Annotated in this window: 19 protein-coding genes; 8 read left to right on the forward strand and 11 right to left on the reverse strand. The window is 63.6% G+C overall.

The annotated features are described in order from the left end of the window. Window positions 1-54: 54 nt before the first annotated feature. The 7 genes from AC5STB_RS08970 to cofG are packed head-to-tail and all read right to left on the reverse strand — an operon-like array spanning window position 55 to window position 6,586. The gene (locus AC5STB_RS08970; protein ID WP_495442584.1) at window positions 55-1,095 is read right to left on the reverse strand and encodes a TIGR03842 family LLM class F420-dependent oxidoreductase; all 1,041 of its coding nucleotides are present in this window, start codon (window positions 1,093-1,095) and stop codon (window positions 55-57) included. 24 nt (window positions 1,096-1,119) lie between these two features. Beyond that, window positions 1,120-1,788: an NADPH-dependent F420 reductase gene (gene npdG / locus AC5STB_RS08975; protein ID WP_495442585.1), complete on the reverse strand. Its 669-nt coding sequence runs from the start codon at window positions 1,786-1,788 to the stop codon at window positions 1,120-1,122. Continuing rightward, complete coding sequence (gene cofE / locus AC5STB_RS08980) at window positions 1,785-2,558, reverse strand: coenzyme F420-0:L-glutamate ligase (RefSeq protein WP_495442586.1); 774 nt, start codon at window positions 2,556-2,558, stop codon at window positions 1,785-1,787. The genes npdG and cofE overlap by 4 nt, the downstream gene beginning before the upstream one ends. Continuing rightward, window positions 2,555-3,214 (reverse strand): 2-phospho-L-lactate guanylyltransferase, encoded by a 660-nt coding sequence (gene cofC / locus AC5STB_RS08985; protein WP_495442587.1) that lies wholly within the window; start codon window positions 3,212-3,214, stop codon window positions 2,555-2,557. Before cofC ends, cofE begins: the two co-directional genes overlap by 4 nt. Further along, window positions 3,211-4,179, reverse strand: coding sequence for a 2-phospho-L-lactate transferase (cofD, locus tag AC5STB_RS08990; protein ID WP_495442588.1), 969 nt, complete (start codon window positions 4,177-4,179; stop codon window positions 3,211-3,213). Before cofD ends, cofC begins: the two co-directional genes overlap by 4 nt. Then, window positions 4,176-5,447, reverse strand: coding sequence for a 5-amino-6-(D-ribitylamino)uracil--L-tyrosine 4-hydroxyphenyl transferase CofH (gene cofH, locus AC5STB_RS08995; protein ID WP_495442589.1), 1,272 nt, complete (start codon window positions 5,445-5,447; stop codon window positions 4,176-4,178). The genes cofD and cofH overlap by 4 nt, the downstream gene beginning before the upstream one ends. Next, the gene (cofG, locus tag AC5STB_RS09000; protein WP_495442590.1) at window positions 5,444-6,586 is read right to left on the reverse strand and encodes a 7,8-didemethyl-8-hydroxy-5-deazariboflavin synthase CofG; all 1,143 of its coding nucleotides are present in this window, start codon (window positions 6,584-6,586) and stop codon (window positions 5,444-5,446) included. Before cofG ends, cofH begins: the two co-directional genes overlap by 4 nt. Window positions 6,587-6,844: 258 nt before the next feature. Here cofG and AC5STB_RS09005 point away from each other — a divergent pair, with 258 nt between their 5' ends. The 7 genes from AC5STB_RS09005 to AC5STB_RS09035 all read left to right on the forward strand — a co-directional run bounded on the left by AC5STB_RS09005 (window position 6,845) and on the right by AC5STB_RS09035 (window position 16,096). Beyond that, window positions 6,845-8,416, forward strand: coding sequence for a Re/Si-specific NAD(P)(+) transhydrogenase subunit alpha (locus AC5STB_RS09005; protein ID WP_495442591.1), 1,572 nt, complete (start codon window positions 6,845-6,847; stop codon window positions 8,414-8,416). A 13-nt stretch (window positions 8,417-8,429) separates the two neighbouring features. Then, the gene (locus AC5STB_RS09010) at window positions 8,430-9,869 is read left to right on the forward strand and encodes an NAD(P)(+) transhydrogenase (Re/Si-specific) subunit beta (protein WP_495442592.1); all 1,440 of its coding nucleotides are present in this window, start codon (window positions 8,430-8,432) and stop codon (window positions 9,867-9,869) included. A gap of 34 nt (window positions 9,870-9,903) precedes the next feature. Beyond that, complete coding sequence (gene aptA, locus AC5STB_RS09015; protein WP_495442593.1) at window positions 9,904-11,223, forward strand: omega-aminotransferase AptA; 1,320 nt, start codon at window positions 9,904-9,906, stop codon at window positions 11,221-11,223. A gap of 65 nt (window positions 11,224-11,288) precedes the next feature. Further along, window positions 11,289-12,539, forward strand: a complete 1,251-nt coding sequence (locus tag AC5STB_RS09020) for a Zn-dependent hydrolase (RefSeq protein WP_495442594.1) — start codon at window positions 11,289-11,291, stop codon at window positions 12,537-12,539. A gap of 5 nt (window positions 12,540-12,544) precedes the next feature. Beyond that, window positions 12,545-14,005 (forward strand): dihydropyrimidinase, encoded by a 1,461-nt coding sequence (gene hydA, locus AC5STB_RS09025; RefSeq protein ID WP_495442595.1) that lies wholly within the window; start codon window positions 12,545-12,547, stop codon window positions 14,003-14,005. A gap of 91 nt (window positions 14,006-14,096) precedes the next feature. Then, on the forward strand, window positions 14,097-15,587 hold the full coding sequence (locus AC5STB_RS09030) for an NCS1 family nucleobase:cation symporter-1 (RefSeq protein WP_495442596.1): 1,491 nt from the start codon (window positions 14,097-14,099) through the stop codon (window positions 15,585-15,587). 230 nt (window positions 15,588-15,817) lie between these two features. Continuing rightward, window positions 15,818-16,096: a DUF1330 domain-containing protein gene (locus AC5STB_RS09035; RefSeq protein WP_495442597.1), complete on the forward strand. Its 279-nt coding sequence runs from the start codon at window positions 15,818-15,820 to the stop codon at window positions 16,094-16,096. On the opposite strand, the gene AC5STB_RS09040 is transcribed toward AC5STB_RS09035, so the two are convergent. Continuing rightward, entirely contained in the window at window positions 16,042-17,562 is a 1,521-nt protein-coding gene (locus AC5STB_RS09040; protein WP_495442598.1) for an aldehyde dehydrogenase (NADP(+)), read from the reverse strand. The two genes, AC5STB_RS09035 and AC5STB_RS09040, sit on opposite strands and share 55 nt — an antisense overlap. Window positions 17,563-17,984: 422 nt before the next feature. On the opposite strand from AC5STB_RS09040, the gene AC5STB_RS09045 reads away from it, so the two are divergent. After that, window positions 17,985-19,082 carry an AAA family ATPase gene (locus AC5STB_RS09045; protein ID WP_495442599.1) on the forward strand — a complete coding sequence of 366 codons (1,098 nt, stop codon included), beginning with the start codon at window positions 17,985-17,987 and terminating at the stop codon, window positions 19,080-19,082. Here the strand turns inward: AC5STB_RS09045 and AC5STB_RS09050 are convergent. The 3 genes from AC5STB_RS09050 to AC5STB_RS09060 are packed head-to-tail and all read right to left on the reverse strand — an operon-like array spanning window position 19,076 to window position 21,075. Next, window positions 19,076-19,414 (reverse strand): hypothetical protein, encoded by a 339-nt coding sequence (locus tag AC5STB_RS09050; RefSeq protein WP_495442600.1) that lies wholly within the window; start codon window positions 19,412-19,414, stop codon window positions 19,076-19,078. The genes AC5STB_RS09045 and AC5STB_RS09050 overlap by 7 nt on opposite strands. After that, on the reverse strand, window positions 19,356-20,042 hold the full coding sequence (locus AC5STB_RS09055; RefSeq protein ID WP_495442601.1) for a glutathione S-transferase family protein: 687 nt from the start codon (window positions 20,040-20,042) through the stop codon (window positions 19,356-19,358). Before AC5STB_RS09055 ends, AC5STB_RS09050 begins: the two co-directional genes overlap by 59 nt. Continuing rightward, the gene (locus AC5STB_RS09060; RefSeq protein WP_495442602.1) at window positions 20,035-21,075 is read right to left on the reverse strand and encodes a PhzF family phenazine biosynthesis protein; all 1,041 of its coding nucleotides are present in this window, start codon (window positions 21,073-21,075) and stop codon (window positions 20,035-20,037) included. Before AC5STB_RS09060 ends, AC5STB_RS09055 begins: the two co-directional genes overlap by 8 nt. Window positions 21,076-21,091 lie beyond the last annotated feature (16 nt).

Here is a 21,091-nt window from a genome sequence, read left to right on the forward strand (position 1 = left end):
ACCGGCAGGCAGGGGAGGCTGCCCGCCGGATGGCTGTGCCGCCAGGGGAGATGGTTACGACGCAGCCAGCATCGGGGAGGTCACCGTGCTGCCGTCCCGGAAGGCCGGGATGATCGTGTCGCCGTAATCGGCGATAATCTTCTCCTCGTCACCGCTGTCCAGATAGATGTTGAACTGGGTGGTGCCGGCCGCCTCCAGATCGCGGATCTTTGCGATATGCTCATCCGGGGTGCCGAGCACGCAGAAGCTCTTGACGATGTCCTCGGTAAAGAAATCGAGATACGGATTGTCGCTCTGGCCGTGCTTGGAATAGTCGTAGCCTTTGCGGTTCTCGATGTAAGAGGTCAGGCTGGAAGGCACCTGGTCGGTGTTGGCACCGTATTTCTCGACGATGTCGGCGACGTGGTTGCCAACCATGGCGGGGAACCATTTAGTCTTCTCGATACCTTCCTCGATCGGACCGGTATGGGCCGGGGCAGCGGCCATGACCCGGTAGTTCGACATATCGCGGCCTTCGGCCTCGCCGCCGGCCTTGGCCTGATCCGCCAGCCATTTGATGATTTTGGGCTCTGCGATCTGCAGCACCACACCGTCACCGACCTTGCCGGCGGAGGCCAGCGCCTTGGGCCCGTAGGCGCCGATCCAGACCGGCAGCTCATAGCCGTTGGCCCAGGGGAATTTCACTGGCGCAGGGCATTCGCCGTACTGCACCTCTTCGCCGCGGATCAGATTCTTGACCACGTGGGTGAATTCTTCCATCCGCTTGATGGTCGAGGGCTTCTTGCCCATCACCCGCACGGCGCTGTCGCCGCGGCCGAGGCCAATGTCGAAGCGGCCGCCGGACTGTTTTGCCAGCGAACCGAACAGCGAGGCTGCGACCGACCACTCGCGCGAGTTCGGGTTTGTCACCAGCGGGCCGAAGCGCATGTTTGTGGTGTGTTCCATGCACATCGCCATCGCCACGAAGCTTTCGCGCCACAGGATGTGACTGTCGTAGAACCAGCAGTAAGTGAAGCCTGCGTTTTCCGCCTGACGGACCAAGGCGCGGGCGCGTTCGGGCTCAACGAAGCCCTTAAAGCAAATGCCGAATTCCATGTGTGTTTCCTCCTCGTTGGAATGTCAGTGATCGGGGGCCCAGATGCGGATGCCCGCATGAGTGAAGGGCACCGCCTTTGAAATGTTCTGGCGGATCAGGATCGGGGTGATCGCCTCGATGCAGCGGGCGGACTGGGCGTCGCCGGCGTTGTAGGCCTGAACGTCCAGCGCGCCGACCAGCTCGATCACCTTCTTGCGGGCGGGCAGGCTGTTGCCGCAAACCAGGATGTCGCAGTTGATCGGCCAGTCCAGGTTGTTCAGCGTGGTGGCGGACACGTTATGCAGCGCACCGATCACTGGGATGTCGTCCCCCAGCAGCGCCTGCGCGGCCTCGGTGGCGGAGCCTTCGGGCGGCATGTCCACCTTCTTGGGGTCTCCTTCGGCCAGTGGCACCACGATGTCGACCAGGATCTTGCCTGCAAGGCCCGGTTTCAGCGCCTCCAATGTGGCGTTGTGGGCCGAGAACGGCACCGCCAGGATCACCATTTCATTCGCTGCCGCGGTGGCGCTTTCGTTGTCGAGGCCGGTGATTTCCGCGGCCCCTGCGGGCAGTTTCGCCATCAGCTCTGCCGCGATGCCGGCGCTGCGTTCGCCATCGCGTGAGCCGAGCGCCACATTGATCCCTGCACGGGCAAAGCGCAATGCAAGCCCCTGTCCCTGCGGCCCGGTGCCGCCAATGATTGCGATCCTCATCGGAACATATCCTCCTGTTTTTTCCTGAGTATGTCGGCGCCGCGGCTGTCGGCGGGCTGCCAGTCGAGCCCGCGCAGAAGCACCGCCGGTGTCTTTCCGTTCTTGCGGACCACCAGGCCTGAGGCGGCGGCGATTTCATCCGCCAGTGCGGGTTCGGTCACCTGTAGCGGCCTGCCCCAGGCGTCGGTATTGCCCTGTTCGCGGATGGTTGCGGGCACCTTGGCCAGGCCAATCGCCACATTGACCTGGCCCAACCGCCAGGGGCGGCCGAAGGTGTCGGTCATCACCACGCCGATCTCGGCGTCAAAACGGTGCGATAGATCCTGCTGCAGCCGGGCGCAGCTGGCATCCGGATCGGGCGGCAGCACCATCGCCGCGTCCTCCTCGCTGAAGTTCGATTCATCCACCGCCGCATTGGCAGAGATGAAGCCGAGCCGGTGCTCGCAGATCATCGTGCCCTCGTTCTGGTCCGGGCGGCGGAAGGCGCGCACCACGCGGGTGCTTTCGCGCAGGACAATCTCGACCTTGCGGGGGTCCTTGTTCAGCTCTTCGGCGTATTTCAGTGCTTCCGCGGATGGCGTCACTGAGGCCAGCGGGATGATGCAGCCCTCTGCCTTGGAAAAGACCTTTTGCGCCACGCATAGGATGTCACCGCGTTTGAGCGGCAGGCCGGCTTGATCCAGGCAATTGCCCAGGACCGCGGCCAGATCGTCGCCGTTCTGGATATCCGGCACGCCGGGAATGGCGGTGAGGGAGACAGAGAGGTTCATTGCGCGCCCTCCCGCACCAGTGCCCGCGGGTTATGGGCCAGCAGGTGATCAAGGTCCTCTGCCGTGTCGACGTCGATTCGCAGACTGGCGAGCGGCAGCACCCGGGGGCACAGCCCGGCAGCCTCAGCCGCCTGCAAGTGCGCGATCAGGGATTTCGGTCCGTAACGGAACGGAAACGGGCAGGGCAGGGGAGCAAGCAGAGCGTTGGTGCCCAGATCCTTGGCCGGGCAGAATACCGCACTGGCGTCGTCCAGCGGGTGCGACAGCAGCCGCACGAGGTCTTCTACCGAGGGGGCGGCCAAATCGCCCGGCAGAACGCAAAGCGCTTCATAGCCACGAAGAGAAGCCCATCCGGCCGCAACTTCAACCGCCAGCGACAGCGAGCCGGGGTTCTGATCGTCAATGCAGATGAGACCGGTCTGCCGGGCAATTCGGGCAATCGCCGGGCTGTGGCAGACCACGGCAATATCCACTGTGCCGCCGGGGAGCCGGGCCAGAGCCTCCTGCAGTTTTGAGACGGTGGCTCGAAACAGCCCCTCCGCCAGCACCTTGCGTTCCTGCGGGGGCAGGGTGACGGCCAGCCGGGTCTTGGCTTTTGACGGATCTTTCATCGGGATCACGGCGAGCCGCTTGCCGCTGTTTGCTTTGCGGGTCATGCGCTTGCCTCCAGCTGGGCCGGCGCAAAGACCAGGTCCGTGATATCGTGGGCCAGGCGGGCCTTGTCCTGTTGGGTTTTCATTAGGATGCGGCTGCAGACCGGTTCCATCCCCTCGGCGCGGACTGCGCCGCCCAGCATCGCGTCGGCGTTGTCGATGAGCAATGTATCGGCAAGACTGCGGTAGCGGCGGGCTACGCCAATTGCGTCTGCCCGTTCCCCCAGCGACTGCATCATCCGGTCGGCCGGTCCCTTAACCACCTTGCCGGCGATGAAAGGGCTGACAGCAACCTTACGGGCGGCTGAGGCCTGCACGGCTTGGGAAATTCCGGGCACGCCTAAAATCGGCGCAATGCTGACCAGCGGGTTCGAGGGCGCGATCACGATCAGTTCTGCCGCGTGGATCGCGTTCAGCGCCTCGGGCGTCGGATGGGCCTGCTCGAGGCCGTCGAAGGCCAGTTCCCGGACCTCAGGCGCACAGCGTTCGCGCACAAAGAACTCCTGAAAACTCAGCCAGCCCGCATCGGTGCGCACCCGGGTCTGCATGGTGTCATCGGTGGGCAGCAGGATTTCCGCCGTGACGCCAAAGGCGCGGGCGACGTCGCGAGCGATGTCGCTGGGCCGGTCGCCGCGCCGGCGCCGCATGGTACGGTAGATGTGCAGGCCGAAGTCGCGGTCGCCCAGCGACATCCATGTGTCCGCGCCGAGCCTGTTCAGCGTCTCCAGCGCCCGGCGGCCTTCATCCGCCACGCCCCAGCCTTGGTTGCGGTCGATTACATCCCCTAGGCTGTAGGTCAGCGTGTCAATATCGGGGGAGACCCAAAGCCCGTGAAAATCGTCGTCATCTGCCACGTTGCCGATAATCGACAGCTCCACATCCGGCAGCGCCGTCAGGCCCTCAGCCATCTTGGCGCCGCCGACACCGCCGGCCAGCAGGGTGACCTTATGCTTCTTCGCGCCGCTCATTCCGCGACCTCCGGCACGGTGCGTTCCGGGAACATTTCCAGGAAGGCAAGCGGGTCGCGGCCCTGACGGTCCACCAGCGGTGCGATAACTTCGGGGTCGTAAAGCTCATAGACCTCGCGGGTCTCGTAGATGGTGCTGCGGCGCACCGGCACCCGGCCGGCGGCACGAATGATCTGTGCCAGTTCACGGGCGGTGATTTCCTGCCCGTGGTCCGACCCGGCTGCGCGGGAGATGCTTTCGTTCATCAGCGTGCCGCCGAGGTCGTTCACCCCGCGCGCCAGCATTTCTTGCGCCCGCGCCGCGCCCAGCTTGGTCCAGCTCACCTGGATATTGTCGATCCAGCCATGCAGCATGATGCGCGCGACCGCATGCATCAGGTCCACCTCCAGCGCGGTGGGACCGGGGCGCACCGTGTCCGGGTTCTGCGCCCATAGCGGCGATTCCGTATGCACGAAGGAGAGCGGCACCAGCTCGGTGAATCCACCGGTGTCCTTCTGGATGTCGCGCAGCAAGCGGATGTGCGCGGCCCAATGTTCCGGTCCGTCGATGTGGCCGTACATGATGGTGGCTGTTGTCGGGATGCCGACCTCATGCGCGGCGCGGATGATTTCCACCCATTTTTCGGCACTCAGCTTGTTCTTGGTCAGCTGAATCCGCACTTCGGTATCCAGGATCTCCGCCGCGGTGCCGGGCATTGAGCCGAGGCCCGCCGCTTTCAGATCCGCAAGGAAGTCATGGTAGGACATCTTGGTCTTGGATGCGCCGTACCAGATCTCAAACGGTGAGAAGGCGTGGATGTGCATGTCCGGCAGCGCCGCCTTGATGGCGCGGACGATGTCGCGGTAGTAGCTGCCTTCCATCTTGGGGTGCAGGCCGCCCTGGATACAGACCTCGGTGGCGCCGCGGTCCCAGGCCTCCTGCGCGCGCTCCACGATCTGTGCGGGCTCCAGCCATTCGGCGTCCGTGTCCTCGCTGCGCTTGGCAAAGCCGCAGAAGCGGCAACCCATGTAGCAGATGTTGGTGAAGTTGATGTTGCGGTTGACCACAAAAGAGACCCGGTCGCCGTTGGCGCGGCGGCGCAACTCATCGGCGGCGGCATAGACCGCTTCGGCATCGGCGCCGGTTGTGCGAAACAGCTCTACGCCCTCGGCTTCGGAAACTTCGCCGCCTTCCAGGGCCATCTCCAGGATGGCGCGGACTGGAGCCGAGGCGGCGCTGATCGCAGCCGGGACCGCGGCAAAGTTTTCTGCGGGGTGCTGAATGGTCATGCTGTTTCTCCCATGTGCTGCTGATCGCGTGCCAGTCCGTTGGCCTGGGCCATTCCGGAAGCGCGGGCCAGAATTTCCGGATTAATGAAACCGGTCCCCTCTGCCAGATAGCGGGGGTACACGGTCAGCCGTTCGCGCAATCCGAACCCGGCCTGGCTGCAGGATTGGGCCAGTGTCCGGATTTCCGGCCATTCATGCTGCGGGTTGATAAAGTCGATGGTGACCGGCGAGATGCCGCCCCAGTCGTTGATGCCAGCCTCCAGATAGGCCAGATGACGGGCGCTGAGATTGGGCGGCGCCTGCAGGCTGATGTCTGGGGACAGGATAATGCGTGCGGCTGCAATCGTGCGCAGCATGTCTTCCAGCGAAGGCTCGGGGTGGTTCGCCATGGCGATATCCGGCTTGCGCTGGAAGTTCTGGATGATCACTTCCTGAATGTGGCCGTGGCGGGTGTGGGCTTCGTTGATTGCATGCAGCGCCTCAATCCGCTCTTCGAAGGTTTCTCCGATGCCGATCAGCAGTCCGGTGGTGAAGGGCACTTTTTTCTCCCCCGCCCGCTCCAGCGTGCGCAGCCGCTGCACCGGCACCTTGTCGGGGCAGGCATGGTGCGGCTGGCCCTTGCGGGTCAGGCGGCGGCTCACGGTTTCCAGCATCATGCCCATAGATGCTGACACCGGCCGCAGCAGATCGATCTCTTCGCTGGTCAGCGTGCCGGCGTTGACGTGCGGCAGCAGCGAGGTTTCCCGCAGCACCAAGGCGCACATTTCGGCCAGGTAGGCAGTCAGGCTGTTATAGCCGAGCCGTTCCAGCGCCCTGCGCGCCTTCTCATAGCGAAGTTCCGGCTTTTCGCCGAGGCTGAACAAAAGCTCCTTGCAGCCTTCGCGCTCGCCGCGGCGGGCGGTGGCCAGCACCTGCTCCGGTGTCATGATGTTTGCTTCGGGGGAATCGGGATGCTTGACGAAGGTGCAGTATCCGCAGGTGTCCCGGCACATGTTTGTCAGCGGCACAAAGGCTTTCCGGGAGTAGGTGACAGTACGTCCCCAATGGGTGTCGCGGATCCGGCGGGCGCGGGCCATCAATGCGTGCAGATCCCCCGTCGCCGCCCAGGATTCACTCGGTTTGACTAATTGAATGTTCATGGGCTCCTCCTGCATCTAGGTTTGTGGGAGTATCGTGTTCTGTCAATATTTTTTTGACTATTAGATAAAATATGAGATCGAGATGCTAGATAAGCATATGAAATAAAACATATAAAATGGCTAGTGGTGGTTTTGAGGTGGGGAATTATTGACTTGAAAATAAAAAATTGACTAATTGGTAAAAAGCAAGAAGCATACAGAAAGGCGCTGCCCGACTCGAGTGTGAGGCGGGCTTGGCGCAATGGGAGGAGAACGGCTGTGCTGATAGGAACGCCAAGGGAGCAGGCGGCAGGCGAGCACCGTGTTGCGATGACGCCGGAGTCTGCGGTTCAGCTGCAGAAGCTGGGGTATGACTGCGCGGTTGAGACCGGGGCGGGGGCGGCTGCGGGGTTTTCCGATGCCGCTTATGAGGCCGCGGGGGTTGAGATCATCAAGACCCCGGCAGCGCTGTGGAAGGCGTGCGATATCGTCGCCAAGGTGCGCCAGCCGGACGCGACCGAGCTGAAGCGGCTGACCAAGGGCAAGACGCTGATCTCCTTCTTCAACCCGGCCGGGAATGAAGAGGGGATGGAGCTGGCCAGGTCGAAGAAGGCCAATGTCATCGCCATGGAAATGGTGCCGCGGATCAGCCGCGCCCAGAAGATGGACGCGCTGTCGTCAATGGCGAACATCGCGGGCTACCGCGCCGTGATCGAGGCGGGCAACAACTTCGGCCGCTTCTTCACCGGCCAGATCACCGCCGCAGGCAAGGTGCCGCCCGCCAAGGTGCTGGTGGTCGGTGCCGGGGTGGCAGGGCTTGCCGCCATCGGCACCTCGACCTCCCTGGGCGCCGTGACCTATGCCTTTGACGTGCGCCCCGAAGTGGCCGAGCAGGTGGAATCGATGGGCGCCGAGTTCGTCTATCTCGATTTCGAGGAGACGCAGCAGGATGGTGCGGCCACCGGCGGCTATGCGGCTGTGTCCAGCCCCGAGTTCCGCGAAGCCCAGCTTGCCAAGTTCCGCGAGCTGGCGCCGGAGATGGACATCGTCATCACCACCGCGCTGATCCCCAACCGCGAAGCGCCGGAGCTGTGGACCGAAGACATGGTCGCGGCGATGAAGCCGGGCTCGGTCATCGTCGACCTGGCCGCGGAAAAGGGCGGCAACTGCAAGCTGACCGTGGCGGATGAGAAGATCGTGACGGACAACGGCGTCACCATCATCGGCTATACGGATTTCCCGTCCCGGATGGCGGCGCAGTCGTCGTCGCTTTATGCCACCAACATCCGCCACATGATGGCTGACCTCACGCCGGAAAAAGACGGCCAGGTCAACCACGACATGGAGGACGACGTGATCCGCGGCGCGACGGTCGCCTATGAAGGCGAGATCACCTTCCCGCCGCCGCCGCCCAAGGTGCAGGCGATTGCCGCCAAGCCCAAGGAAACCGTGCCGGAGCTGACGCCGGAGGAAAAACGCGCCCAGGAAATCGAAGCCTTCAAGGCGCAGACCAAGAGCCAGGTCACCCTGCTGGCAGGCGGCGGCGCGCTGCTGCTGCTGGTCGGGCTGTTTGCGCCGGTCAGCTTCATGCAGCATTTTATCGTCTTTGCGCTGGCCTGTTTCGTGGGCTTCCAGGTGATCTGGGGCGTTGCGCACAGCCTGCATACGCCGCTGATGGCGGTGACCAACGCGATCTCCTCGATCATTATCCTGGGCGCGCTGATGCAGATCGGATCGGGCAGCTTCCTGGTGATCCTCTTGGCGGCGCTCAGCGTCTTCATGGCCGGGATCAACATCTTCGGCGGCTTCCTCGTTACCCGGCGCATGCTCGCCATGTTCCAGAAATCTTAAGGAGGCCGGGCACATGGATTACGGTTTCACCACCGCCGCCTATGTCGTTGCGGCTGTTCTTTTCATCCTGTCGCTTGGCGGGCTCTCCAATCAGGAAAGCGCCAAACGCGCGGTCTGGTACGGCATCGCAGGCATGGGGCTGGCGGTCTTTGCCACAATCATCGGCCCCGGCTCGGGCCTGTGGCTCTTGTCGCTGCTGCTGATTGCGGGCGGCGGCCTCATCGGCACCTATGTCGCCAAGAAGGTGCAGATGACCGAGATGCCGCAGCTGGTCGCCGCGATGCACTCGCTGGTCGGCCTGGCCGCGGTCTTTGTCGGTTTCATCGCCCATTTCGAGATCGGCAATGTGGCAGCCGCCGTGGCTGCGGGCAGCACCGAGGACCTCGGCACCTTCGCCAAGCTGATCGCCAAGAAGACCCCGGCAGAGATCTCCTTCCTGCGGGTGGAGCTGTTCCTCGGCATCTTCATCGGCGCCATCACCTTCACCGGCTCGGTGATTGCCTTCGGCAAGCTGGCGGGCAAGGTGACCTCGGCCGCAACCAAGCTGCCGGGCGGCCACATGCTGAACGCGGGCGCGGCGGGCCTCTCCTTTCTCTGCCTGATCTGGTACTTCAACTCCGGCGGCTTCCTGCCGCTGGCGCTGATGACGCTGGCCGCACTGTTCATCGGCTACCACCTGATCATGGGCATTGGCGGCGCCGACATGCCGGTGGTGGTCTCGATGCTGAACAGCTACTCGGGCTGGGCCGCCGCCGCCATCGGTTTCAGCCTCGGCAATGACCTCTTGATCGTGGTCGGCGCGCTGGTCGGCTCCTCGGGTGCGATTCTCAGCTACATCATGTGCAAGGCGATGAACCGGTCGTTCGTCAGCGTGATCCTGGGCGGCTTTGGCACCACCACAGGCCCGGCGATGGAAGTCGAGGGCGAGCAGATCGCCATCGATGCCGACGGCGTTGCCACCGCCCTGGAAGAAGCTGACAGCGTCATCATCATCCCCGGCTACGGCATGGCAGTGGCCCAGGCGCAGCAGAATGTCGCGGAACTCACCCGCCGCCTGCGGGCGAAAGGCAAAGACGTGCGCTTCGCCATCCACCCGGTCGCAGGCCGCCTGCCGGGCCACATGAACGTGCTCTTGGCCGAGGCCAAGGTGCCTTACGACATCGTCATGGAGATGGATGAGATCAACGAGGATTTCCCGGACACCGATGTGGCCATCGTCATCGGCTCCAACGACATCGTCAACCCGGCCGCCCAGGAGGACCCCAACTCGCCCATCGCCGGCATGCCGGTGCTGGAGTGCTGGAAGGCGAAACAGGTCTTCGTCTCCAAACGCGGCCAGGGCACCGGCTACTCCGGCATCGAGAACCCCCTGTTCTTCAAGGAAAACACCCGCATGTTCTACGGCGACGCTAAGGCAAGTCTGGACCAATTGCTTAGCCTTGCTGCTGCCTGACCCCCCGCAGATCAATCAAGAAGGAACTCATGTCATGACTGCTGCCCTGGCCCCCAAGAATGACCTTGGCGCCTATTGGATGCCCTTCACCGCCAACCGGCATTTCAAGGACAGCCCGCGGATGATCGCCGCTGCGGAGGGGATGTATTACACCACCACCGACGGACGGAAAGTGATGGACGGCACCGCGGGCCTGTGGTGTGTCAATGCGGGCCACGCTGCGCCGCGCATCACTGAAGCGGTGCAGAAACAAGTGGTGGAGCTGGACTATGCCCCGGCCTTCCAGATGGGGCACCCGAAAGCCTTTGAACTGGCGAACCGGCTGGCTGAGCTGGCACCGGGCGATCTGAACCACGTGTTTTTCACCAACTCCGGTTCGGAATCGGTGGAGACTGCGCTGAAGATTGCTCTGGCCTACCACAACGCGAAGGGCGAGCCCGGCCGCACGCGCCTGATCGGGCGCGAGAAGGGCTATCACGGGGTCAATTTCGGAGGCATTTCTGTGGGCGGCATGGTCAACAACCGCCGCCACTTCGGCAGCCTGCTGACCGGGGTGGACCACCTGCGCCATACCCATGACCCGGAGCGCAACGCCTATACCAAGGGGCAGCCGGAGCATGGCGCGGAACTGGCCGAGGACCTGCAGCGGCTGATCGACCTGCATGGGGCCGAAACTATCGCCGCGGTGATTGTCGAGCCGATGGCCGGCTCCGCCGGGGTGATCCTGCCACCCATGGGTTATCTGCAGCGGCTGCGCGAGATCACCCGCGAACATGGCATCCTGTTGATCTTTGATGAGGTGATCACCGCCTATGGCCGCCTGGGCCGCGCCTTTGGCGCCGACTACTACGGCGTGGAGCCGGATATGATCACTACCGCCAAGGGGCTCACCAACGGGGGCATTCCGATGGGCGCCGTGATGATCAGCAGCGAAATCCACGACGCTTTGATGACCGGGCCGGAGCATATGATCGAGCTGTTCCACGGCTATACCTACTCCGGCAACCCAGTGGCCTGCGCGGCGGCGCTCGCGGCGCTGGATACCTACCGCGAGGAGGAGTTGTTCGAGCGCGCGGCGGCGCTGGAGGACTATTGGACAGAGGCGCTGTTCAGCCTGAAGGGGCTGCCGCATGTGACGGACATCCGCTGCTCCGGCCTGGTGGGCGCGGTGGAGCTGGAGCCGGTCGCGGGCCAGCCGACCAAGCGCGCGTTCGACACGTACCTCAGGGCTTGGGACAAGGGGGCGCATCTGCGTACCACCGGTGACATCATCGCCATGTCGCCGCCGCTGATCATCGAGAAATCCGAAATCGACGAGCTGATTGGCATCCTGGCTGAGTCGCTTATCGCGTAACCAACCGGCGGCCGGCCCGTCGCGGAGGAGCGTGCGGGGCCGGCGGCCGCTAAGGGAGAGACAACATGAAAGACGTTCAAAGCAACGCCCGCATCAATGGAAGCCGCCTTTGGGATTCGCTGATGGAGATGGCAACCAAGGGTCCGGGGGTGCGCGGCGGCAATAATCGCCAGACGCTGACCGATGCCGACAAGGAAGGCCGCGATCTGTTCAGGCGCTGGTGCGAAGAGGCTGGCATGACGGTGGGGGTTGACAGCATGGGCAACATGTTTGCCCGGCTTGAAGGCGCCGAGCCGGATCTTGATCCGGTGATGATGGGCAGCCATCTGGACACCCAGCCGACGGGCGGCAAATACGACGGCGTGCTGGGTGTGCTGGCGGGGCTGGAGGTGGTGCGCTCGATCCGCGATCAGGGTATCACCCCGCGCCGCCCCATCGTGGTGGTGAACTGGACCAACGAGGAAGGCACGCGGTTTGCGCCGGCAATGCTGTCCTCCGGCGTTTTTGCTGGCGTTCATACCCAGGACTGGGCCTATGCCCGCGAGGATGCGGAGGGCAAAAGGTTCGGCGAGGAGCTGGCCCGGATAGGCTACAAGGGCGATGAGCCGGTGGGTAGCCGCAGGATGCATGCGATGTTTGAACTGCATATCGAACAGGGCCCTATTCTGGAAGCCGAGGATAAAGACATTGGCGTTGTGACCCATGGTCAGGGCCTGAACTGGCTGCAGGTGACGCTGACAGGGCAGGAGGCGCATACCGGCTCCACCCCGATGCCGATGCGCCGCAATGCCGGGCTGGGTGCGGCGCGGATCACCGATCTGGTGCACGAGATCGCCATGAGCCATCAGCCCGACGCCGTGGGCGCTGTCGGCCATTGCGATTACTACCCCAACAGCCGCAACATCGTGCCGGGTAAGGTGGTGTTCACCATCGACTTCCGCTCGCCCAGCTTTGACACCCAGACCGACATGGAGCAGCGCCTGCGCGAAGGCGCGGCGAAGATCGCCGAGGAGCTGGAGCTGGGGCTGGAGATCGAGCGCGCGGGCCATTTCGACCCGGTCACCTTTGACGAGGGTTGCGTCGATGCGGTGCGCCGGGCGGCAGAGAAGCTGGGCTATTCGCACCGCGACATCATTTCCGGCGCGGGGCACGACGCCTGCTGGATCAGCAAAGTGGCGCCGACAGCCATGGTGATGTGTCCCTGCTTCGATGGCCTCAGCCACAACGAGGACGAGGAAATCACACGTGAGTGGGCCGCGGCGGGGACGGATGTGCTGTTGCACGCCGTGCTGGAAACCGCAGAGATCGTGGAGTGAAGGACATGAGCCAGAGAACCGTGATCAAGGGCGGCACGATTGTTGCCGCCGACCGCAGTTACGCCGCCGATGTGGCGATCGAAAACGGCAAAATCGTGCAGATTGGCGCGGGCCTGACTGGCGACAAGATGCTGGACGCTGCGGGATGCTATGTCATGCCCGGCGGCATCGACCCGCATGTGCATCTGGAGATGCCCTTCATGGGCACCCATTCGGCCGATGACTTTGAAAGCGGCACCCGCGCCGGCTTGGCGGGCGGCACCACCATGGTGGTGGATTTCTGCCTGCCCAGCCCCGGTCAGTCGATGCTGGAGGCGCTGGAGGCCTGGCACGCGAAATCGAAACGCGCCTGCGCCGACTACTCTTTCCACATGGCGGTGACCTGGTGGAGCGAGCAGGTCTTCAACGAAATGCAGCAGGTCGTCGACTTGGGCATCAACTCCTTCAAACACTTCATGGCCTACAAGGGCGCGCTGATGGTGGACGATGATGAGCTGTTCGACTCGTTCCGCCGCTGCGCCGCGCTTGGTGCGCTGCCGATGGTGCACGCGGAAAACGGCGATGTGGTGGCCACCATGCAGCAGAAGCTGCTGGCTGACGGCATCCGCGGGCCGGAGGGCCACGGGCTGTCGCGACCGCCCGAGGTTGAGGGCGAGGCCACCAACCGCGCCATCATGATCGCCGACATGGCGGGCGTGCCGCTGTACGTCGTGCATACCTCCTGCGAACAGGCGCATGAGGCGATCCGCCGGGCGCGGCAGAAGGGCATGCGCGTCTATGGCGAGCCGCTGATCCAGCATCTGGTGCTGGACGAACGCGAATATCGCAGCCCCAACTGGGACCACGCTGCGCAGCGGGTGATGTCGCCGCCGTTTCGGGACAAGGCGCATCAAGACAGCTTGTGGGCCGGTCTGCAGGCTGGCTCGCTGCAGGTGGTGGCGACCGACCACTGCGCCTTCACCGTCGATCAGAAACGATTTGGCATCGGCGATTTCACCAAGATCCCGAACGGCACCGGTGGGCTGGAAGACCGGATGCCGGTGCTGTGGACCGAGGGGGTGAACACCGGGCGGCTGACCCCGAACGAGTTTGTCGCCGTGACCTCCACCAACATCGCGCGGATTCTCAACATCTATCCGCGCAAAGGGGCCATCCTGGAGGGGGCCGATGCCGACCTGGTGGTGTGGGATCCGAAGAAATCCAAGGTGATCTCACCCGAAACTCAGCAGTCGGTGGTGGAATACAACGTTTTCTCGGGCCGTGAGGTGACCGGCCTGCCGCGCTACACGCTCAGCCGCGGCGAAGTGGCGGTGGACGACGGCACCGTCTGCGCCACTCCGGGCCACGGGCGGTTTGTGGACCGGCCTGCCTTCCCCGAAGTGAACAAGGCGCTGTCCAAGTGGAAAGAGGTGACCGCGCCGCGGCAGGTTGTGCGCTCGGCTGAAAACATGCCGGCCTGCGTCTGATCATGCCCCCGGCACGCGCCGGGGGCTTTCGCATCTGCTGCCCTGTGGAGGACGGGGCGGCAGCAAGCCAATAACAGGGAGGAAACTGAAAATGGCTGATATAACCAGCGGATTTTCCGCATCCGGCGCCGAGGCGCCGCCGCGGATGGATCTGACCGGGATCGACCCGGAGCTTTACAACGAGGACCAACTGCCGACTACGGCGGCGGAACGCACCTGGGACTGGCTGGCGATTGCCGCGCTTTGGGTCGGCATGGTGGTCTGTATCCCGACTTATTTGCTGGCGTCTTACCTTATCGGGGCAGGCATGAGCTGGGATCAGGCGGTCCTGACCATTCTGGCGGCCAATGCCATTGTGCTGATCCCGATGGTTTTGGTGGGCCATGCCGGCGCCAAATACGGCATTCCCTTTCCGGTGCTTCTGCGTTCGTCCTTCGGACCCAGCGGCGCCAAGATCCCGGCTGTGGCCCGCGGCATCGTCGCCTGCGGCTGGTTCGGTATCCAGACCTGGGTCGGCGGCTCTGCGATTTTCGTGATCCTGAACACGCTGACCGGCGGTGCGCTGGCCGGCGAAGCGCTGCCGGTGCTGGGCATCAGCGCGGGCGAGTTCGTCTGCTTCCTCGCCTTCTGGGCGCTGCATCTCTACTTCATCGCCAACGGCACCGAGTCGATCCGCTGGCTTGAGACCTATGCGGCCCCGTTCCTGCTGGCGATGGGGCTGGCGCTCTTGGCATGGGCCTATGTGAACGCGGGCGGTTTCGGCGAGATGCTGTCGACCCCCAGCGCCTTTGATCCGGGCCAGCCGCAGGAAGGCCAGTTCTGGGTTGTGTTCTGGCCGAGCCTCACCGGCATGATCGGTTTCTGGGCGACGCTGGCGCTGAACATCCCCGACTTCACCCGCCACGCCAAAAGCCAGAAGGACCAGCTGCTGGGCCAGTTGGTCGGCCTGCCGATCCCGATGGCGCTGTTTGCCTTCATCGCCTCGGCCGTGACCTCGGCCACCGTGGTGATCTATGGCGAGGCGATCTGGGATCCGATCCAGCTATCCGAGAAGATGGGCGGGTTTTCCGTGATCATCGCACTGTTTGCGCTGATCGTGGCGACGCTAACCACCAATCTGGCGGCCAACGTTGTGGCGCCGGCGCACGGGTTTTCGAACCTGGCACCCAGCAAGATCAACCTTAAGCGCGGCGGCTATATCACCGCGGGCATCGGCATTGCCATGTTTCCCTGGATTCTGGTCAATCACATCATCGGCTGGCTGATCGCATACTCGGCGCTGTTGGGGCCGATTGCCGGGGTGATGCTGGCGGACTACTACCTGCTGCGCAAGACCAAGCTGGAAGTGGCAGACCTGTTCAAGTTGAACGGCATCTACTCCGGCAGCAACGGCACCAACTGGGCCGGTGTCTGGGCGCTGGTGATCGGCATCCTGCCGAACCTGCCGGGCTTCCTGGCCGGTGTCGGCATCACCGCGGGCACCTCGGACTTCTTCGCCACAATCTATACCTACGCTTGGTTCGTTGGGCTGTTCGTGGCCGGTGCCGCCTATCTGGTGCTGTCGAAGATCCTGCACAAGTGAGCCCAGCCCCCGGAGCGAAAACCCGCTCCGGGGCATTTTTCAGAAACCGAACTGAAGATTGTCCGGATGCCCAAAGCCCACTTGGTCGCACTTGGACGGTGAAGGGCCCTGAGCCTTGGGGCCTTTACGCCGCAGGTGCGACCGAATCCTTCCGCAAATTCAATGCAGGGGTGCTGACCCGCTGCGGAAAGTGGGAGCAGCTTTAGGGAGATGGTCACCTGCGCAATGTGGTGATCGAACTCGACACGCTGGATGCGGTACTCGCCTGCCACAATTTGCCGGAAAACCAGGCGGCCAGAAACCACCGCCTTGGAGCAGGCAGTACCAAGACCATGATTGCCGAAAACGCCGCCACCTGGCAGAGCAGATTCCCCGATGAAAGTCTGATCCCTGTGTCTGCTGCGCTCCGCCGCCCGGCAAAAGCACAAGCTTGCCGGACAGCAGCCCGCCGCAATCAGCTGACGCTACGCAGATCCTCTGGCAGCAGCGCGTCGGGGATGTTCTGGTAGCAGACCGGGCGCAGGAAGCGACGGATGGACAGCGTGCCGACAGAGGTCGCGCCGAAATTGGTCGAGGCCGGGTAGGGGCCACCATGCACCATGGTGTCCGACACTTCGACGCCAGTGGGGAAGCCGTTGGCGAGCACCCGGCCGGCCTTACGCTCCAGCACCGGCAGCAATGCCTGGCCCTGGGCGGTGTCACCCTCGTCCAGATGCAGGGTGCAGGTCAGCTGGCCCTGCAATGCGCGGCCGATTTCCAGCATCTCGGAGTCGCTGTCAGCGGTGATCACCAGCCCCAGCGGGCCAAAGACCTCCTCCGCCAGGATCTTATTTTCCAGCCAGGTGCGCGCCTCCGTCACATAAAGGTATGGTGCGGCAGAGCGGGTGTTGCAGGTGGCGGTCAGCAGCTCGCGCACGCCGGCGGTGGCGGCAACCCCGCGCTGGCCCTCGCGGTAGGCGATGGCAATGCCTTCGGTCAGCATGGTCTGGGGGGCGACCTCTGACAGGGCGGCGGTGGCGGTGTCGATGAAACGGTCCGCCTCGGCACCTGCGCGCAGCACGGCGATGCCGGGGTTGGTGCAGAACTGGCCCGCGCCCATGGTCAGCGAGGCGGCCCAGCCGGCGGCGATCTCCGGGCCGCGGCTGGTGAGGGCGGCGTCCAGGATGAACATCGGGTTCACGGAGCCAAGCTCACCGAAGAAGGGGATCGGTTCGGGGCGTGCGGCGCAGAGGTCGAACAGGGCGCGGCCCCCCGCCAGCGAGCCGGTGAAGCCCACAGCCTTGATCAGGGGGTGTTGCACCAGCGCCGCGCCGACGTCCCGGTTGCCGCCTTGGATCATGCTGAACACGCCTGGGTGGATGCCGCACTTTGTGATCGCGGCGAGGACGGCTTCGGCGACGATTTCGCCGGTGCCGGGATGGGCGCTGTGGCCCTTGACCACCACCGGGCAACCCGCCGCCAGCGCCGCTGCGGTGTCGCCGCCGGCGGTGGAGAAGGCGAGCGGGAAGTTGGAAGCGCCGAAGACCGCTACCGGTCCCACCGGGCGCTGCATCATGCGCAGCTCGGGGCGGGGCAGGGGCGTGCGGTCCGGCAGCGCTTCGTCAAAACGGCGGTCGAGGTAGTCCCCCTTTAGGATATGCTCGGCGAAGGTCCGCAGCTGGCCCGTTGTCCGCCCGCGCTCGCCCTGCAGGCGCGCCTCCGGGAGGCCGGTTTCCTGAGAGCCGATGGCGGTGATGTCCTCAGCGCGGGCCTCGATCTCATCGGCGATGGCGTTGAGGAAGGCGGCGCGGTCGGCCCGGCTGCTGGCGCTGTAGCTGGCAAAGGCGTCCTCTGTCGCCTCCACCGCGGCGTCGACGTCGCTGATACGGCCGACGGAGAATTCGTGGCTCTGGCCGGTTGCGGGGGTGGAGGGAAAGCGGGTTTCGCCGGCGGTCCAGGCGCCTGCAATCAGGTGGTTTCCGTGCGGTGTGAACATTTGCGGGCCTTTGTCTGGTGCTGCGGGGTAGCAGGTGAGTCCTAATTTGGGATAATGGATACAAGACATGGATTGCGCAAGGTGCCAGCCGAAAAATTCCGGGTGGTCCCGGTGCCAGATGTCGAACCCATGAAATAACTGCCATTGATGGGGGTTTTCTGCCATTCTGACACAAGGTTAATTGCCACCGGCCAAAATTCGGCCGGTGGTTTTGTTCTAAAACAATGACTTATGTGATCCCTGCCTTCTGCGTGCTGAAGGGATCCGTTTCCCCCCTGAAGATCAGCGCCACCTGTTGACTGAAATGGCCGTATTGAGCAGGACTGAAGCTCAAACCTGGCCAGGTTCTTTCTTTCAATTCCCCGACCGCACAGTGTGCAATCGGGGGCCAGACGGCGCGGTGTGCCGGGAAAGGGCCAGCTATGTCCAAGATCAAGTTCATCGAAGCAGAGTTCCACAATGCCGACAAAGACCGGCGGGCCATACGGCAGCGCCTGGAACGATTCCTGAAAACGCGCCGCGCCCTCGAGCGCGGCATCGTGCCTCCGGACCCTGAGGATCGTGATGACCGCCTTCGGTGGGAAAACGAATTGATGCAGGTTGGTCTCGGGCGCGAAGGTCAGGACCGCGTGGACCGCCGGGTAAGCAGGCTGGTGGAACGGCGGGCTGCGGCCGCAGGCCTCTCCCACCTCAAACTCGACGACCGGAGAGCCTTGGAGGTTCTGCGCAACGGTGTGGAGCTGATCCGGATCCGGACAGAGCACCAGGCGGATGAAATCGCCGCCGGGATTCATACCGGCATGCCCTGGATGGCGCCTGCGACCGATCTCCTTTGGAAGTCGATGCGGCGCTCAGTCCGCAATGGAGATGCAGGCTTCCGCCTGCCTCCGGTGCTGCTGGACGGTCCTCCGGGGATTGGAAAGAGCATGTGGGCCCGTCAGCTGAGCACCGCACTTGGCGTGCCCCGCTGTGGTGTGGAGGCGACGGCAGAGCAGGCGTCGTTCGGTATCGTGGGCTCTCAACGCGGCTGGTCCAACGCGCAGCCGGGGCGTCCTTTGATGACGATCCTGAAGCACCTGATAGCGAACCCGGTTGTCGTTGTGGATGAAGTGGAAAAGGCCGGGGTTGCAACTTCCACCAAAGGAAACAGCTTCGGCCTGACCGAGGGGCTGCTGTCCCTCCTGGAGCCATCTTCCGCGGCTTCCTGGCAATGCCCATACTACCAGGTGGGTTTCGACATGTCCTGGATCAGCTGGGTGCTGACCTCCAACACCTTGGTCACTCTGCCAACCCCTCTGCTAAGCCGCCTGAAGGTTGTTCACCTCCCGCCAGTTTCAGTAACCGAACTAGCCGTTTTTGCTCGCCGTGAGGGCTGCCGGCGTGGATTGACGCAAGACTCTGTCGAGGCTGTGGCCGAAGCGTTGGAAATTGCCGGAAGCGGTGCGGAGCTGAACCTTCGGCATGTCATCCGGATGCTGACCCGGGGTGGAGTGATGGAGGCGGCTTGGACCCGTCATTGAGGATGTCGTTTCCGGACATTGCAAAATAGGGGCGCCACTGTGACGGACCGCAGGGCGTCATAGGCCCGGCCGCCGGCCACGCAAACCTCGAAGACATTCGTGGTCGAAGCGATCTTGTTGCCGCTGCCGTCGGTGACGATGTTCCCGGGGTGTGTCTGGCCGAACTCTTCGGCAACCAGCCGCGGCACTTGGGCGATGCGCGGGTCATAGCAATAGACGACCACGGTTTTCAGCGACACTGCCTTGGCAAATTCCTTTCGCACCGCCGCTTCGTCAAAGCCGGGCTGCTTGGAAAAGGCAAAAGCGCCGAAGTTCTGATGATTTCCACACATGTTGATCTCCTTTCATCAGGTCAGAAACGGCTGCAAGCGCACGCTGCACCGATGCGTGGTCCTGCGCCTCGCGGTACCAGCGCCGGGCGGCCGGCAGCTCTTCAAGGCGGCCAGCACCCAGTAGGTGGATCATGGGAAAAGCGGCACAGTCTGCCGCCCCGAAACGGCTGCCGCTGAGGAAACTGCAGATACCGAGCCGCTGCTCAATGGCCACAAGTGCGCGCGCTGCCCGCGCCTCGCCAAAGGCCAGACCAGCACTGCTGCCCTCTTCGCGCTCCAGGCTGAGCCCGAAATTGACGGGTGCCACCAGGTCGGTCATTACTAGGCTCAGAGCTTCAAGCGCGTGGGCGCGCTCTGTCCGGGCGGCTGGCAGCAGCTCGCCAGACTTTTCGGCCAAATACAGCAGGATCGCCATGGATTGGCTTAGGGTGATCTGGGCGCCGCAAGGGCCTTCGCTGTCGATGATCAGGGGTACCTGGCCCATCGGGTTGAGGGCAAGGAACCCGGGCCTGTCCTGATCCCGCTCGCGCAGGTTCACAGGCACGGCCCGGTAAGGCAGCCCGGTTTCCTCCTGAGCGATCAGCACCCTGTAGGTGTTGCCGGTGGTCCATCCGTAAAGATCAATCATTTCCCCCTCCCGCTGCCGGTACCGGGCTGTGATCCAGCTTGATCTGCAGTTCCTTCATCACCGCGCCGTAGCCGCCTGCCATCAGGCCGGTGATCCGGCCGGCCCTGAGCTCCAGCTCAACGGTGATTTCGCTTGGGGAAACGGGCTCCATGAAGTGGCCCTGCTCAATCTGCAGCCTTGGCTTGCGCGCACCCAGGTGGTCATAGAGCGCGCAGGCCAACGGGCCCGCTGCCATGCCGGTGGCCGATTCCTCGCTGATGCCATAACGCGGCGCGAACATGCGAACAGTGGCGTCAGCAGTGGTAGCTCCGGGATCCGTCGTGAACACGTAAAAGCCGATCAGATCCAAGGCGTCGCTGATGGCCTCGAGCGATGCAAAGTCAGGTTTCACCGCCTTGAGCGCGGCACCGTCTTTGACTGCAACCAGCACAAAACTGTTTCCGGTATTGGCCAGCTTGGGAGAGAAGCGCGGATCCAGATCCTCCGGCACCAGTCCCAGTGCGTTCAGCACATCCTGTTCCTGAACACCCCGGTCCGCCCACTCAGACGGGTCTTCGTAGCGCGGTGCCAGCTGCTCCATATAGGCGGCGCCATCCCGGATGATAATCTTGCGCGGGCCGTCTACGGTCTCTTTCGAAGTCTCCCCCTCACTCACCCTCCCGAGCTCGGCAAGATAGCTGAAGGTGGCGATGGTTGCATGGCCGCAATGGGCAATGCGGCGCGTCGGAGTGAAGAAATCCAGCTTGAACCCTTCGGTTTCGGAACGGGACACGAAGGCGGTTTCAGACAGGCCGACCTTCTGCGCAATTTCAAGAATTTGCGCGTCGCTGAGGCCGTCCGCATCCAGCACAACGCCAGCAGGATTGCCGCCGATTGCCTGCGACCGGGCGCCGCCGCCATCGCCAAGGCGCTTAAGGTCCTTTTCGCTTAATCCGTCGCGCCCGGCCTCCAGCAGTTCAGGATCACCACAATCCTTGAGCGTGACAAAGCCATTGACGATACGGGCGGTGACTGTGGCTTCAATGCGGGTCATGCTTTCGGCTCCTTTT

It is taken from the genome of Leisingera sp. CC-HEC093, assembly GCF_059429195.1.